15 protein-coding genes are annotated in these 14,145 nt (G+C 76.3%); 8 read left to right on the top strand and 7 right to left on the bottom strand.

What is annotated here, in order from left to right:
• Window positions 1–53: 53 nt before the first annotated feature.
• Window positions 54–1,070, bottom strand: a complete 1,017-nt coding sequence (locus ACVJO7_RS22550) for an NAD(P)-dependent alcohol dehydrogenase (protein WP_491674521.1) — start codon at window positions 1,068–1,070, stop codon at window positions 54–56.
• A gap of 60 nt (window positions 1,071–1,130) precedes the next feature.
• Here ACVJO7_RS22550 and ACVJO7_RS22545 point away from each other — a divergent pair, with 60 nt between their 5' ends.
• Together ACVJO7_RS22545 and ACVJO7_RS22540 are read left to right on the top strand one after the other, a co-directional pair.
• Complete coding sequence (locus ACVJO7_RS22545; protein ID WP_491674520.1) at window positions 1,131–1,652, top strand: GNAT family N-acetyltransferase; 522 nt, start codon at window positions 1,131–1,133, stop codon at window positions 1,650–1,652.
• Between the two features lie 41 nt (window positions 1,653–1,693).
• Entirely contained in the window at window positions 1,694–2,149 is a 456-nt protein-coding gene (locus tag ACVJO7_RS22540; RefSeq protein ID WP_344018231.1) for a VOC family protein, read from the top strand.
• A 1-nt stretch (window position 2,150) separates the two neighbouring features.
• On the opposite strand, the gene ACVJO7_RS22535 is transcribed toward ACVJO7_RS22540, so the two are convergent.
• Window positions 2,151–3,338: a class I SAM-dependent methyltransferase gene (locus tag ACVJO7_RS22535; protein ID WP_491674519.1), complete on the bottom strand. Its 1,188-nt coding sequence runs from the start codon at window positions 3,336–3,338 to the stop codon at window positions 2,151–2,153.
• 93 nt (window positions 3,339–3,431) lie between these two features.
• Between ACVJO7_RS22535 and ACVJO7_RS22530 the strand changes: the two genes are divergently transcribed.
• Complete coding sequence (locus tag ACVJO7_RS22530) at window positions 3,432–4,655, top strand: MFS transporter (protein ID WP_491674518.1); 1,224 nt, start codon at window positions 3,432–3,434, stop codon at window positions 4,653–4,655.
• A 336-nt stretch (window positions 4,656–4,991) separates the two neighbouring features.
• Window positions 4,992–6,362, top strand: a complete 1,371-nt coding sequence (locus ACVJO7_RS22525) for a glycoside hydrolase family 16 protein (RefSeq protein WP_491674517.1) — start codon at window positions 4,992–4,994, stop codon at window positions 6,360–6,362.
• 154 nt (window positions 6,363–6,516) lie between these two features.
• Here ACVJO7_RS22525 and ACVJO7_RS22520 read toward each other — a convergent pair whose 3' ends face one another.
• Window positions 6,517–6,864: a tetratricopeptide repeat protein gene (locus ACVJO7_RS22520; RefSeq protein WP_344018221.1), complete on the bottom strand. Its 348-nt coding sequence runs from the start codon at window positions 6,862–6,864 to the stop codon at window positions 6,517–6,519.
• A 139-nt stretch (window positions 6,865–7,003) separates the two neighbouring features.
• Between ACVJO7_RS22520 and ACVJO7_RS22515 the strand changes: the two genes are divergently transcribed.
• Window positions 7,004–8,395 carry a glycosyltransferase family 2 protein gene (locus ACVJO7_RS22515; RefSeq protein WP_491674516.1) on the top strand — a complete coding sequence of 464 codons (1,392 nt, stop codon included), beginning with the start codon at window positions 7,004–7,006 and terminating at the stop codon, window positions 8,393–8,395.
• A 30-nt stretch (window positions 8,396–8,425) separates the two neighbouring features.
• Window positions 8,426–8,842 carry a hypothetical protein gene (locus tag ACVJO7_RS22510; RefSeq protein WP_491674515.1) on the top strand — a complete coding sequence of 139 codons (417 nt, stop codon included), beginning with the start codon at window positions 8,426–8,428 and terminating at the stop codon, window positions 8,840–8,842.
• Here the strand turns inward: ACVJO7_RS22510 and ACVJO7_RS22505 are convergent.
• Window positions 8,827–9,117, bottom strand: coding sequence for a DUF1540 domain-containing protein (locus tag ACVJO7_RS22505; RefSeq protein ID WP_491674514.1), 291 nt, complete (start codon window positions 9,115–9,117; stop codon window positions 8,827–8,829). The genes ACVJO7_RS22510 and ACVJO7_RS22505 overlap by 16 nt on opposite strands.
• Before the next feature lie 249 nt (window positions 9,118–9,366).
• Here ACVJO7_RS22505 and ACVJO7_RS22500 point away from each other — a divergent pair, with 249 nt between their 5' ends.
• A complete protein-coding gene (locus tag ACVJO7_RS22500) occupies window positions 9,367–10,173 on the top strand; it encodes an SGNH/GDSL hydrolase family protein (RefSeq protein ID WP_344018212.1) in 807 nt (268 codons plus the stop codon).
• A gap of 23 nt (window positions 10,174–10,196) precedes the next feature.
• Here ACVJO7_RS22500 and bla read toward each other — a convergent pair whose 3' ends face one another.
• On the bottom strand, window positions 10,197–11,111 hold the full coding sequence (gene bla / locus ACVJO7_RS22495) for a class A beta-lactamase (RefSeq protein ID WP_491674513.1): 915 nt from the start codon (window positions 11,109–11,111) through the stop codon (window positions 10,197–10,199).
• Between the two features lie 98 nt (window positions 11,112–11,209).
• Window positions 11,210–11,935, bottom strand: a complete 726-nt coding sequence (locus tag ACVJO7_RS22490; RefSeq protein WP_491674512.1) for an SDR family oxidoreductase — start codon at window positions 11,933–11,935, stop codon at window positions 11,210–11,212.
• Between the two features lie 102 nt (window positions 11,936–12,037).
• Here ACVJO7_RS22490 and ACVJO7_RS22485 point away from each other — a divergent pair, with 102 nt between their 5' ends.
• Window positions 12,038–12,850, top strand: a complete 813-nt coding sequence (locus ACVJO7_RS22485) for a helix-turn-helix domain-containing protein (RefSeq protein WP_491674511.1) — start codon at window positions 12,038–12,040, stop codon at window positions 12,848–12,850.
• Between the two features lie 17 nt (window positions 12,851–12,867).
• Here the strand turns inward: ACVJO7_RS22485 and ACVJO7_RS22480 are convergent, their stop codons facing one another.
• Window positions 12,868–14,094, bottom strand: a complete 1,227-nt coding sequence (locus ACVJO7_RS22480; RefSeq protein ID WP_491674510.1) for an amidohydrolase — start codon at window positions 14,092–14,094, stop codon at window positions 12,868–12,870.
• Window positions 14,095–14,145: the final 51 nt, after the last annotated feature.

The raw sequence follows: 14,145 nt of genomic DNA, 5'->3' as shown, positions 1-14,145 counted from the left end.
CACCGTGTGCGGTCCGGCATCACCGGGGGGTGGTGCCGGGCCGCACACGTCTGTCAGGGCCGGACCATCACCTTGACCTGCGCCGGACCGGGGTCCAGCGCGTCGCCGACGTGGTCCAGGTCGACGTGCCCGGTCACCAGCCGGTCCAGGTCCATCGACGGGGCCAGCGCGACCGCGGCCGGCCAGGTGTTCGCGTAGCGGAACGTGCCGGTCAGGGTGATCTCGCGGGACTGCAGCGCGGACACCGGCAGCGTCATCTCGTCGGCGCCCATCCCGACCAGCACCGCCGTCCCGCCCGGCCGGACCGCGGCCAGCCCGCCGAGCACCGCCGGGGCCACCCCCGAGCAGTCGACGAACACGTCGACGCCGGTCCCGGCCGCGTCGTCGGTGGCCGGATCGAGCACCGCGGTCGCCGCGAACGATCCGGCGAGCGCGCGCCGTCCGGCGTCCGGGTCGCTGACCAGCACCTCGGTCGCCCCCTGCACCGCGGCGACCCGGGCGACGAGCAGCCCGATCGGGCCGGCTCCGGCGACCAGCACCCGCGACCCGGGCCCGGTCCCGGCGCGCCGGTGCGCCCACAGCGCCACCGACAGCGGCTCCAGCAGGGCGGCGGCGTCGTCGGAGACGTGATCGGGCACCGGATGCGCGAAGTCGTCGGCGATCGCGACGTACTCGGCGAACGCGCCGTCCACCGGCGGGGTCGCGAAGAACGTCATGTCCGGGCACAGGTTGTAGGCGCCGGTGTGGCAGTACCGGCAGCGCCGGCACGGCACGCCCGGCTCCAGCGACACCCGCTGCCCGATCCGCGCGGCGTCCACCCCGGTGCCGACCGCGACGATCCGGCCGGCCGGCTCGTGCCCCAGCACCAGCGGATCGCGCACGACGAAACCGCCGATCCGGCCGTGCCGGAAGTAGTGCACGTCGGAGCCGCAGGTGCCGACGGCGGCGATCCGGACCAGCACCTCCCGGTGCCCCGGCCGGGGCACCGGCCGCTCCTGCACCTCCAGCTCTCCGGCGGTGCGCAGCACGCTGCACCGCATCGACTCCGGCACCTCGACGCTCGCGGTCACAGCGCCGACCGTGGCACGGGCGGCGGCAATCCGCTCGCCCGGCGGGCGATGATGGTCGGCGTGGACGTGCGGATCGACCCGCTCGACGAGCGCGGGCTCGCGGAGCTGCTCGACGCGGCCGTCGCCGGTGCGGACCCGGGCGAGGTGATGCCCGCCGGGCCCGGTGCGGTCTGGGACGACCGGCTGCGCTCCGGCTTCCTCGCGTTCCACCGGCGCCGGTCGCTCGGGCCGGACCCGGTGGAACGCACCTGGGTGGTGCGGGTGGACGGCCGCGCCGCCGGTGCGGTGCGCCTGGAGCCGGGCCCGGACGGCACCGAGTTCGGGATCTGGCTCGCCCACGGGGCGCGCGGCCGCGGCGCCGGGACGGCCGCCGTCCGGCTGCTGACGGCCACGGCCGGGCCCGGATCGGGTGGACCGCTCGTCGCGCGGACCACCGCGTCGAACGTCGCCGCACTGGGTCTGCTGCGCGCGCTCGGCGCCCGCTGGGCACCCGGTGGGGAGGGCGCCGTGGCGCTGCCGACGGGCACGGTCGATCATGTGCAGCGGCGCGGACCTGGACACGGGGTCGGCCCGACCGATTGACTTCAGGCCGTACGTGACGGCCGGACGAGGAGAAGGTGCCGATGGGTGCGGGCATCGAACGACCGGCCGTCACCGGCTTCCACCACGTGTCGGCGGTCGTGTCCGACGTGGAGTCGAGCGCGACCTGGTACCAGCGGGTGCTCGGGTTGCAGCGGCTGCCGATGACCTTCCCGCACCACGGCGTCGGCGGCGCCCGCTATCCGGTGCCGGACCCGGACAAGGCCGCCCTGCTGCTCGACTCGGCGACCGGGGTCATGATCGAGCTGCACGCGCCGACCGGCGGCGACGGCGGCCCGGACCGCGGCGCGCTCGACCATCTCGCGTTCGGCGTCGCCACCCGGGACACGCTCGACAGCTGGGCGGCCTGGCTGGACACCCTGTCGGTGCCGCACGAGGGCGTCGTCGACCGGACCGACCCGACCGACTACGCGACGCTGGAGTTCCGCGACCCGGACGGCATCGCGCTGGAGTTCATCTACTTCCCCGGCCGCGGCTGACTCACGGGTCCACGCAGACCAGGCCCCACGGCCGGTCGCCGACCCGGGTCATCACGACCGTCGCCCGCCGCGATCCGCGCCCGCGCAGCCGCCGGGCGAGCGCGTCGACGTCGCCGGCCAGTCCGCGGCGCCGCACGTCCACCGCGCCGACGTCGAGCTCGCGCAGCAGCCGGGGCAGCCGCTTCTGGTCCCACGGCCGGGAGTCGATCACCCGCAGGGTCCGGGCGAACGGCGTGCCGGGCGGCTCGTCGTCGGCGGTCAGGAAGGCGATCCGCCGGTCGATCCGGGACGTCCCGGTGCGCCCGGCCAGCGCCGTCACCAGCCCGGCCCGGGTGACGGCCGGGTTCGGGTCGAGCAGCCAGCGGCCCGGTTCGACGACCGGGACGCCGGTGTCGCCGTCGTCCGGATCGGGCTCGCCGGCCAGCGCGTGCGCGGTGCCGTCGGCGTCCAGGACGGTCGCCCTGGTCCGCGCCCCGGCCAGCGCGGGCGACCACAGCGCGGCCTCCTTCAGCTCCCGGCCGAGCGCGACGAACTCCAGCTCCCAGCCGGGCGGCGCCGCGGCGTGGTCGACGCCCGGCGCGGCCTTGATCCCGACGGCGTCGGTCCGCTCGGTGAGCCCGACGCACCAGTCCAGCGGGGGCTCGGAGTCGCCGGTGCGCATCCGCCCGCCGGTCGAGCGGCGGGCCGGGTCGACGAACACCCCGTCCGTCCCGGACAGGTCGGCGTCGCGCACGTCGCACCGCACCGGGTGCAGGGTCCCTCCGTGCACCGCGACGTTGCGCCGGGCCATCCACAGGTGCACCGGGTCCAGGTCGACGCCGGTCACCTCGCGCCCGTCGGCGAGCGCGATCGCGTCCCCGCCGATCCCGCAGCACAGGTCCGTCAGCCGGCCGCGGCCGCGGTAGCGGGCGGCCCGGTGCCGGGCGATCACCTCCGACGACGCCTGCTCCAGCCCGTCCCGGGTGAACCACATCGACCCGGCGCGGGCGAACTTGGCGGCGGCCCGGTCGCGCAGGTCGGCGAGCGCCATCGCGTCGGCGACCAGCGCGGCGTCGTACTCGCGGCGCAGCGCGGTGCCGATCCGCAGCGCCGCCGCACCGGACCGGTCGGTGCCGGCCAGCCGGTCCAGCAGTGCGGTCCCCTCCGGCCCGGTGAGCCGGGCCGCCCGGGCGATCTCCTCGTGCTCCACACCGACACCATTCCGGACGGCCGGGTACCGGTTGCGGCCCGGGTTCCGGCCCGGGCGTACCGTCGGTACGGGTACCGGGGAACAGGGGGGATCGTGGTCGAGCAGGACGGCCGCGTCCCCGGCGTACCGGCGCGCGGCGCCGCCCTGCCCCGCGAGATCCACGTGCTGGTCGGGGCCTCGTTCGCGATCGCCATCGGGTTCGGGCTGGTCGCGCCGGTGCTGCCGGCGTTCGTCCGGTCGTTCGACGTCGGGATCACCGCCGCGTCCGCGGTGATCAGCGTGTTCGCGTTCTCCCGGCTGGTGTTCGCGCCGCTGTCCGGGACGGTGGTCGGCCGGTTCGGCGAGCTGCCGGTGTTCGTGTGGGGTCTGGCGGTGGTCGCCGTGACCACCGGCGGGCTGGCGTTCGCGACGGCCTACTGGCAGCTGATCGCGCTGCGGCTGGTCGCCGGGATCGGCTCCACCATGTTCACGATCTCGGCGGTGTCGCTGCTGGTCCGGCTCGCCCCGGCGCACCTGCGCGGGCGCGCCACCAGCCTCTGGGCGACCGGGTTCCTGCTCGGCAACATCGCCGGCCCGCTGCTCGGCGGCACGCTCGCCGCGATCGACGTCCGCGCCCCGTTCCTCGTCTACGCCGGGCTGCTGGTGCTGGTGCTCGCCGTCGGCGGATGGCTGCTGCGCAGCCCGGACGGACCGGCCACGGAGGAACCGGCGCCGAGCGCGCGGTTCCGGGACGCGCTGCCGCACCGGGCCTACCGGGCGGCGCTGGTGGGGAACTTCGCGAACGGCTGGACGGTGTTCGGCGTCCGGATCGCGCTGGTGCCGCTGGTGGTGGTCGAGTCGCTGGGCCGCGAGGACGCCTTCGGTGGCGTCGCGCTCGCCGTGTTCGCCGCCGGGAACGCGCTGACCCTGCTGCCCGGCGGCCGGATCGCCGACCGGCTGGGGCGGCGACCACCGCTGATCGCCGGGCTCGCCGTGTCCGGTGCGGCGACCGCACTGCTCGGCTACACCGCGTCGCCGTGGCTGTTCCTGGCCCTGTCGCTGGTCGCCGGGCTGGGCAGCGGCATGCTGAACCCGCCGCTGAACGCGGCGGTGGCCGACGTGATCGGCGACCGCGCCCGCGGTGGGTCGGTGCTCGCCGGGTTCCAGATGTCGGCCGATCTCGGCGCGATCACCGGGCCGCTGATCGCGGGCGCCCTGGCCGAGGGGGCCGGGTACGGGCCGGCGTTCGCGGTGACCGGCGTGCTGTCGCTGGTCGCGGCGCTGGTGTGGTGGCGGGCGCCGGAGACGCTGCCCGGCCGGGACACCGCCGCCCGCTGAGCCGGCCCGCCGGTCCGGTCACGCACGGCGCAGCGGCGTCCACCCGGACGGGTTCCACCACGTGCCTCCCGCCGTTCACAACCGTTCACCCCGGTCCCCGGGTTCCCGTCCGCCCCGCACCGGCGACCGCTCACCGACGCCATGGGCCGCCGCGGCCGCGGATCGGGGGACGCCCGTCCGGGTGGGGTCACCGCACCGTCGGGTGGCTCGCGTGGTCGGTGGGTGCGGTCCGCACATAGCGTCCGCCATATCGGACAAGCCGGACACGGACGGGGACGGATCGGAGCCATGAGGCGCGGACTCGCACGACGCACAGTGATCGGCACGACGGCGGTGGTGACGGCGAGTGTTCTCGCCTTCACCGGGGGCGGGATGGCCTTCGCCGACGGGGCGGCTGCCCAGCCGGAGCGGACACCCGCCGTGTCCGGGGAGTGGTCCGGTGACGGCGCGGAGTCGGGGATCCCGGCGTCGGCGCTGCGTGGGGGTTCCTGGCGGTGGGGTGCCGAGTCGGCGGGTCCCGATCCGGCTGCGGACCCGGCCCCGGGTCCCGCCGAACCGGCTTCGGGGGCCGCCGAGCCCGCCGAGCCCGCGGATCCGGCTGATCCGGCCCCGGTCACCGATCCGGCTGATCCGGCTGCGGCCACCGTGCCCGCGGATCCGGCTGACCCAGACCCGGCCACCGAGCCTGCGGCCCCGGCCACCGAGCCCGCGGGTCCGGCTGATCCGGCTGCGGACCCGGCCGTCGAACCGGCGGACCCGGCCGATCCGGCCGACCCGGCCACCGAGCCCGCCGACCCGGCCGACCCGGCCGACCCGGCCGATCCGGCCGACCCGGCCACCGAGCCCGCCGACCCGGCCGTCGAACCGGCGGACCCGGCCGATCCGGCCGACCCGGCCACCGAGCCCGCCGACCCGGCTGCCGACCCGGCCGACGAGCCCGCGGCCGGGCAGGACCCCGACGACCCCACCGCCGACCCCGCCCAGGACCCGGCCGACGAGCCCGCCGACACCGCGGCCGAGCGGCACGGCTGGGGCACCCCGCTCCCGGCGTCCGACGAGTTCGACTACGTCGGCCCGCCGGACCCGGAGCGCTGGCACCACGCCGGCGAGTGCTGGCCGGGGCACGACGGCAACGGCGGCCGGTGCGCCAGCCGCTCCACGGTCGACGGCGAGAAGCTCGTCCAGACCGGCCTCGCGAACGGCGACTCGGCCTGGATCGCGTCGCGGTTCAACCAGCAGTACGGCCGCTGGGAGGCCCGGGTCCGGTCCGAGGAGAACGGGCCGAACAACGGCCGCCAGTACCACCCGCTGCTGATCATCTGGCCGGAGTCGAACCGCTGGCCGCAGGACGGCGAGTACGACTTCCTGGAGAACATGGCGCCGGGCGAGGACTGCGTCGAGGCGTTCATCCACTACCCGCACGCGCCCGGCCCGGTGCAGCAGGAGTTCGTCCGCGAGCAGGACTGCGGGGAACCGCTCACCGAGTGGCACAACATCGGCTTCGAGTGGACCCCGGACCACGTCAAGGGCTTCATCGACGGCGAGGAGTGGTTCAGCTTCTCCGGCGGTGCCGGCGGCGGCAGGCAGAACATCCAGGACATGCCCAGCGGGCACCTGACGATCCAGCTGGACAACTTCTACGGCGGGAACATGCAGCCCGCGACCTACGAGATCGAGTGGGTCCGCATCTACTCGCTCGACGACTGAGCCCGGCCGAGCCCGGCCGAGCCCGACTGAGCCCGGCTGAGCCCGGCCGAGCCCGACTGAGCCCGGCTGAGCCCGGCTGAGCCCGGCTGACGCAGGGTCCCGGCCGGACGACGGACCCGCCCGTGCGCATGGTCGCGCGCGGGCGGTCCGGTTGTCAGCTCCCGAGTGCGGAGGCCAGCCGCAGGTGCGGCGCGGCCTCGTCGTGCCGGGAACGCCGCTGCAGGGTGCGGCCGAGCAGCAGGTGCGCGTACCCGTCGGACGGGGTCCGCTCCAGCAGCTCACGCAGCACCGACTCGGCGCGGCCGAGCTGGGCCGAGTGGTAGTAGGCCCGGGCCAGCAGCAGCCGGACGGCGGTGGCGTCCGGCTCGGCGTCGGCCAGCTCGGCGAGCAGCCGGGCCGCGGACACGTGGTCGCCGGAGTCGAACAGGTACGTCGCGCGCTCCCACCGGACGGCGGGTGCGGTCGCCTCGCCGGCCGTCCAGGGCAGGGTCTCGAGGTTCATCGGTCCGGCCTCCCTCCGCATTCAGTTGATACGTCAACCACAACCGCGGAGGGGTCCGGTCTGTTCCCGTGACCAGCGTGACAGCGACACCGTGCCGCATCTCAGCGTCGTCACAGCGAGTCACTTGCACCATGGTCACATGGCGACGACACCGGACGAACCGACCTGGGTGGGCGAGCTGGACCGGCTTGCCCCGGCGCGCGACCTGGTGGTCGATCCGCGCTTCGGCGCCGCCCGTCTGCTCGTGACGGTCGGCGGCACCCCGCAGGGCCAGGTCACGGTGCCGCTGCGCGGCGGCCGGGCCGCCGCGGCCGAGCTCGACACCGCGATGTCCACCCTCGGCCCGGCCGGCACCGTCGATCGCGCGCCGGTCGCGGCGGACCCGGTCACCGTGGTGATCGCGACCCGCAACCGGGCGGACTCGCTGGCCCGCTGCCTGGCCGCGGTGCTCGCCTCCGACCACCCGGCGCTGTCGGTGATCGTGGTCGACAACGACCCGGACGACGAGTGCACCGAGCGCGTCGTCGCCGCGGCCGGCTCGTCCCGGGTGCGCTACGTCCGGGAGGCCCGTCGCGGGGCGTCGGTCGGCCGCAACCGCGGCCTGGCCGAGGCCCGCACCGAGATCGTCGCCTTCACCGACGACGACACCGAGGTCGACCCGGCCTGGGCGTCCCGGCTGGCCGGCGCGTTCGCCGCCGATCCGGAGCTGGCCTGCGTGTCCGGCCCGGTCCTGGCCGCCCGGCTGGGCAGCGCCGAGGAGCGCGCCGCCGACGTCGCACTCGCCTGGAACAAGGGCTTCACCGCGCGCCGGTTCTCCCTCGACGACCCGCCCGCCGACTCGCCGATCTTCCCGTTCGCGCCCGGCCTGTTCGGCATCGGCGCGAACCTCGCGGTGCGCGCCGCGGCCGCCCGCTCGGTCGGCGGCTTCGACGAGGCGATGGGTCCCGGCACCCCCACCCATGGCGGCGAGGACTGCGAGTTCCTGGTCCGGATGATCCTGGCCGGGCACGTCCTGGGCTACGCGCCCGGCGCCTACCTGTGGCACCACCACCGCCCCGACCAGCAGGCGCTCGCCTCGCAGATGGAGGGCTACTCGATCGGGCTCGGCAGCTTCCTCACCAAGGTCGCGCTGTCCCCGCAGGGCCGCTCCGTCGCGCTGCGCCGGCTGCCCGCCGCGCTGGCCCGGCTGCGGCACATCTCGGCCCGCGAGGCCGGCGCGGGCGACGCGATGCCCGAGGCCGGTGCGGTGCAGCGCGGCTCCCGGCTCGCCCGCGGCGGCTGGGCCTACCTGCGGAAGAGCCGCGCCGTCCGGCGCACCGGCGGTGCGGTTCCGCCGCTGCTGCTGCCCGAGCGTCCGCGGTCGGTCCCCGGCAACGTCCGGCGGGCCGCCGCGCGGGCGAACGCGGAGCAGGCCGACCGGGTCTCCCGCGCGTCGGTCGCCACCATGCCGGGGCCGCGCCCCGCGCCGTCTCCCGCGAGGCCCAGCCGGCCTGAGGTCGCGACCCTTCACCTCGCCGTGACGAACGGTTAGCCTGGCCTGGGTACCGGTGAGGGAGGGCTCATGTCGCTGCGCCTGCCGACCGGCAGCGTCACCGTGCTGCTCGGTCCGTCCGTGCACCGCCGTCGCACGATGAACCGGCTCGACGACACCACCGGCCGCGATCCGGTCGGCCGGCGCGCCGCCGTGCTGCGCATCCGGGCCCGCGAGGCGGATCCGGTCGCGGATCGCCTGGCGACCGTCGCTTCGGTGCGGGGCGGGAGCGCCGCGGTGGTCCTGGTCGACCGGCTCACCGACGGGCTCGGCTCCCGCGACCGTGGCCGGGTGCTGGCCGCGCTGCGCGGGGTCGCCGCCGACGGGACGGCCGTCCTGGTGGACGACGTCGATCCGGTCGCCGCGCTCGCCGTCGCCGACGGCGCGCTGCGGGTCGACGACCGGGGCGGGATCGAGCCCGAGGAGCTGGCCTACCTCGCCTCGTAGGTGAGGCAGTCCGCGGCGTCGGCGCCGGCGCCGATGTTCACCGACGACGCGGTGCACTCGAGCTTCTCGTTGAACCGGCAGTCCGCGCGGTGGCAGGCCCCGACGAGGCCGTTGCCCCCGGAGCCGCCGCGGAACGAGATCTCCACGAAGGTGCCGCAGTGCGCGTGGTCACCGGAGATCGTGATCGCGCCCGCGTGGCAGCTGTCGTCGGAGTTGTACGAACAGGTCGAGGCGGAGCACTGCTGAACCTGGGGCATGTCCTGAGCGTTCGTCATGACGGTGAGGGTGGACCGGTCCCCGGCGGCCTGTCAGGCAACGGAGGCTGCCCTGACCGGCGGTGCGGTGATCCTGAGATCCCTGTTCCACCTGGGAACGGACGGATCGAAACAGCACTTCACTGTGACGTGGGCCACTCGCAGGTGCAGCTGTCCGGGTGACGGGCGCCGACGGTGCGCGGCGCGCTGCAGCACCCCGGCGATCAGCGCCGGGCGGGTGGGGCGGCATGCTCGGACCGGGAGGGGATCGTGGACGACGAGCTGATGTACCGGTTGATCCGCTACGCCGACCTGACCGCGTGGCCGGCCTTCGCCGCGTTCGGGGTGCAGGAGGAGGCGATCGACCGGCTGCTCGCCGGCACCGCCGGCCTGAACCCGGCCGACGTGGCCGGGGTGCGCGACGGGCTCGCGGCGCGGGTGCGCGCCGACGCCGCCGCTCTGCTCACCGAACGGCCGGTCGCGGCCGGACTGCACCGGATGGCGCTGCGCCCCGGCGAGCGGGTCGTCGTCGTCGGCGACTCGATCTCGGCGGACCGGCTGAGCTGGGCCCGGCTGCTCGCCGAGCTGGTGCCGCGGGTGCAGCGGGACGCGTCGGTGGAGGTGCTGGCCCTGTCCGGGCGCACCAGCTCCGAGGCGCTCGCGCTCGGCCCGGTGCTGGTCTCCCGGATGCCGACCCGGGTGCTGGTGCTGCTGGGCAGCAACGACGTCCGGCGGGAGGGCGGCACCACCGGCGTCCGGATGGTGTCGGCGCCGGAGACGGTGCGGAACCTGCGCGCCCTGCGCCTGCTGCTGGAGACCGAGTCCGGCGCCCGCGTCCGGTTCCTGGTCCCGCCGCCGGTCGATCCGGCCCGGGTCGGGCTGACCCGCGAGCTCACCGGGGAGTGGTGGGACGCCGCCGACTTCCCCGAGCTGGTCTCCGTGGTCCGCGAGGTCGATCCGGACGCGATCGACCTGAGCACCGTCCCGGTCCGCCCGGAGTTCTGGGAGGACGACGGCCTGCACCCCAGCCCGGTCGGGCAGGTCGTGCTGCTGCGCGCCGTGCTGTCCGCCATGTGACCCGCCATGTGACCCGGACGGGCTCAGCCGCGCAGCGCCGCCAGCGTCGTGCGGGTGGCCGCGGCGACCGCCGCCTCGCCGCGGTCCGGGTCCTCGTCCGGGTCGTCGGGCACGGTGAACACGGTGAGCACCACCGGCGCGCTGTGGGGCGGGAACAGCACGCCCGAGTCGTTGCGCTCGCCGAGCGGCCCGCTGCCGGTCTTGTCCCCGACCTGCCAGCCGGCCGGCACGCCGGCCCGGATCTGCCGGTCGCCGGTGGTGTTGGCGCGCAGCCAGCCGAGCAGCCGGTCGCGCTGCGCGCCCGGCAGCGCGTCGCCGGTGGTCAGCACCCGCAGGGTCGCGGCGAGCGCGGCCGGGGTGCTGGTGTCGAGATCGCCGTCGCGCTCGTTCAGCGCGGTCTCGGGACGGTCCGCGCGGGTCACGTCGTCGCCGAGCCCGCGCAGCCAGCCGGTCAGCTCGGCGGGCGGGCCGACCTCGCGCAGCAGCAGGTTCTGCGCGGTGTTGTCGGAGACGGTGACGGCCGCGTCGCACAGCTGCTCCACGGTCAGCCCGGTCGCCAGGTGCCGCTCGGTCACCGGCGCGTACTCCAGCAGGTCGGCCCGGTCCCAGCGGACCGGACGGGCGAGCAGCCCCGGCTCCTGCACCGAGCGGTGCAGCACGAACGCGGCGGTCAGCGCCTTCACCACCGAGCACATCAGGAACCGTTCGCCGTCCCGGTGCCCGACGGCGGCGCCGGTGCCGGTGTCCAGCGCGTGCACCCCGATCCGCCTGCCGAACTCGCGCTCGACGTCGGGGAGCCCGGGCACCGGCCCGGTCGGCGCGGGTGCCGGCGGGGCGGCCGGAGCGGCTGCCGGCGGGGCTGCGGTACAGCCGACGGTGCCGCCCGCCAGGGCGGCACCCAGGCCGGCGGCGAGCAGCGAACGGCGGGAGAGCGTCACCCGCCCATCGCAGCAGGCCGGCGGCGAGCAGCGAACGGCGGGAGAGCGTCACCCGCCCATCGCAGCAGGCCGCCGGCGGGACGGGCGAACCGGCCGTCCTACCGCTGCCGGACCGGCCGCACGACGATCTCGTTGACGTCTACCTCCGCGGGCTGCGACACCGCGTAGGCGACCGCGTCCGCGATCGCCTCCGGCCCGATGGCGTGCGCCCGGTAGGTGGCCATCGCCTCCTGCGCGAGCGGATCGGAGATGCCCTCCGCGAGCTCGGAGGTGACGACGCCGGGGGAGACGATGGTGACCCGGATCCCGGGCGGGGACTCCTGCCGCAGTCCCTCGGTGATCGCCCAGGCGGCGAACTTGGTGCCGCAGTAGACGGCCGCGGTCGGGCTGACCGCGTACGCGCCGACCGAGGCGACGGTGACCACGTGGCCGCTCCCGGCGCGGGTGAAGTGCGGCAGGACGGCGTCGATCCCGTGCAGCAGGCCGCGGACGTTCACGTCGATCATCCGGTCCCACTCCTCGACCAGGCCGGCGTCGAGCCGGGCCAGCGGCATCACCCCGGCGTTGGCGACGAGCAGGTCGATCCGGCCGTGCCGGGCGACGACGCCGTCCACGGCGGCGCGGACGGCGGCGTGGTCGGTGACGTCCAGCTCGTGGGGCTCGATCCGGCCGGCCGGGGCGGATGCGGCGAGCTCGGCGAGGCGGTCGGCGCGGCGGGCCGCGGCTACGACCATCGTGCCGTCGGCGGCGAGCCGGGTGGCGACCGCCCGGCCGATCCCGCTGCTGGCGCCGGTCACGATGGCGACGGGCTTCTCGTTCGTCATGGGGATCAGTCGACCTCCGCCGCGGCCCGGGCGGCAGGCCGCGCCGATCGGGGGAGTGCCACACCCACCCACCCGCCGCCGTCCCGGGGGATGATCGGTGTCATGACGCCACTCGGCGAGTACCTCCGCGCCCGCCGCGCCCAGGTCACCCCCACCGAGGCCGGTCTGCCCGGCGGCAGCAGGCGCCGGGTCCCCGGGCTGCGCCGCGAGGAGGTCGCGCTGCTCGCCGGGGTGAGCGCCGACTACTACGTCCGGCTGGAGCAGGGGCGGGAGCGGAACCCGTCGGTGCAGGTCCTGGACGCGCTCGCGGACGTCCTGCGGCTCGGCGACGACGCCCGCACCCACCTGCTGCACCTGGCGGGCGCCACGCCCCGCCCGCGCCGCCCCGGCACCCGGGAGCGGGTGGACCCGCAGCTGCGGATGCTGATGGACGCCTGGGAGGCCCAGCCCGCGATCGTCCTGGGCCGGGCCTACGACGTGCTCGCCGCGAACGCGCTCGGCGACGCCCTGTTCGCCGTCGGCTCCAACCTGCTGGTCAGCGTGTTCTGCGATCCGGCGGCGCGGACGTTCCAGCACGACTGGGAGCGCGCCGCGCACGCCGTCACCGCCGGGTTCCGGCTGCTGCACGGCGCCGCGCCGGACGATCCGCGGATCCGCGAGGTGCTCGACGAGGTGCTGTCCCGCAGCCCCGAGTTCGCCCGGTTGTGGGCCCGGCACGACGTCCGTGGCAAGACCGCCGAGCCGAAGATCCTGGTGCATCCGCAGGTCGGCGAGCTGGAGCTGCGGATGGAGAGCTTCGACGTGCGCTCCGCACCCGGGCAGCAGCTCGTCGTGTACCACGCCGAACCCGGCTCGCCGACCGCAGAGAACCTGACGCTGCTCGGCGCCCTGGTCGCCACCGGCGCCCGGGACTGATCCGGCGCCGGGCCGGTTCAGGGCACCGGCAGCCACTCCCGGGCCACGGCGACCAGCGCGGCGACCCCGGTCGACAGCGTCGGCTCGATCACCGGGGCGTAGCGCGGCGAGTGGTTCGACGGCAGCCCGGTGACCCGGGCCCGGATCGCGTCGACGGTCGCGGCGCCCTCGAACGCGGCCGGATCGGCCCCGCCGAGCAGCCAGTAGACGCACGGCGCCCCGGCCGCGACGGCGAACTGGCCGACGTCCTCGCTGCCGGTGACCGGCCCCGGATCGACGACCGGCAGCGGCGTGGCCGTCGCCAGCGCGGCCCGGGTGCGCTCGACCGCGGCCGGGTCGTTGACCACCGGCGGGAACGTCTCGACGACCCGGATCTCCGGGTCCCGCGGGGCGCCAGCGGTCGCGGCCTCGCCGCGCACGATCCGCTCGATCGAGCCGAGCATCCGGTCGCGGACGACGTCGGTGTAGGAGCGCACCGTCAGCCCCAGCTCGGCCGAGTCGGGGATGACGTTCTCCTTCGTGCCGGCCCGCAGCAGCCCGACCGTGAGCACCGCGGTGTCGGTGGCGGCCACCTCCCGGGAGACCACCGTGTGCAGCCGCTGCACGGTCGACGCGGCCAGCAGCACCGGGTCCACCGTGGTCTCCGGCCGGGAACCGTGCCCGCCGGAGCCGTGCAGCTTCACCTGCACGGTGTCGCTGCCGGCGAACGCCGGGCCGGGGGTCACGGCGAGCAGCCCGGCGGGCAGCGGCGCGACGTGCTGGCCGAGCACCACGTCCGGGGTGCCGAACCGGGCGTACAGGTCGTCGTCGAGCATCGCCCGCGCGCCACCGCCGATCTCCTCGGCCGGTTGGAACACCACCAGCAGGGTGCCCGACCAGGTGTCCGGTGTGGACGCCAGACCGGCCGCCGCCCCGAGCAGGCAGGTGACGTGCATGTCGTGCCCGCAGGCGTGCGCGACAGCGGTGTCCTCGCCGTCCGGTGTCCGCCCGCGGGCGGTGCTCGCGTAGCCCAGTCCGGTGTCCTCGGCGACCGGCAGCGCGTCCATGTCGGCGCGCAGCAGCGCCACCGGCCCGTCGCCGTTGCGCAGCACGCCGACCACCCCGGTCCGGCCGACCTGCTCGGTGACCTCGTACCCGGCCGCGCGCAACCGGCCCGCCGCGATCGCGGCGGTCCGGGTCTCGGCGAACGAGAGCTCCGGATGGCGGTGCAGGTCGCGGTACAACTCGGCGAGATCGGCGGTCACGGGGCCGGACGCTAGCGGGGTTTCCACCCGTCCGGGGTGCCGCCGCGCTGC

This window comes from Pseudonocardia sp. DxW, assembly GCF_058448985.1.
Note: the sequence above shows the minus strand (reverse complement) of the source record. Positions and strands in the feature narration are given on the sequence as shown.

What these genes read in the sequence shown, in the direction of transcription:
- ACVJO7_RS22505 (WP_491674514.1), bottom strand. Translation starts at nt 9,117, where the DNA reads ATGACGAACGCTCAGGACATGCCCCAGGTTCAGCAGTGCTCCGCCTCG.
- ACVJO7_RS22490 (WP_491674512.1), bottom strand. Translation starts at nt 11,935, where the DNA reads ATGACGAACGAGAAGCCCGTCGCCATCGTGACCGGCGCCAGCAGCGGG.
- ACVJO7_RS22510 (WP_491674515.1), top strand. Translation starts at nt 8,426, where the DNA reads ATGTCGCTGCGCCTGCCGACCGGCAGCGTCACCGTGCTGCTCGGTCCG.
- ACVJO7_RS22485 (WP_491674511.1), top strand. Translation starts at nt 12,038, where the DNA reads ATGACGCCACTCGGCGAGTACCTCCGCGCCCGCCGCGCCCAGGTCACC.
- ACVJO7_RS22540 (WP_344018231.1), top strand. Translation starts at nt 1,694, where the DNA reads ATGGGTGCGGGCATCGAACGACCGGCCGTCACCGGCTTCCACCACGTG.
- ACVJO7_RS22520 (WP_344018221.1), bottom strand. Translation starts at nt 6,864, where the DNA reads ATGAACCTCGAGACCCTGCCCTGGACGGCCGGCGAGGCGACCGCACCC.
- ACVJO7_RS22515 (WP_491674516.1), top strand. Translation starts at nt 7,004, where the DNA reads ATGGCGACGACACCGGACGAACCGACCTGGGTGGGCGAGCTGGACCGG.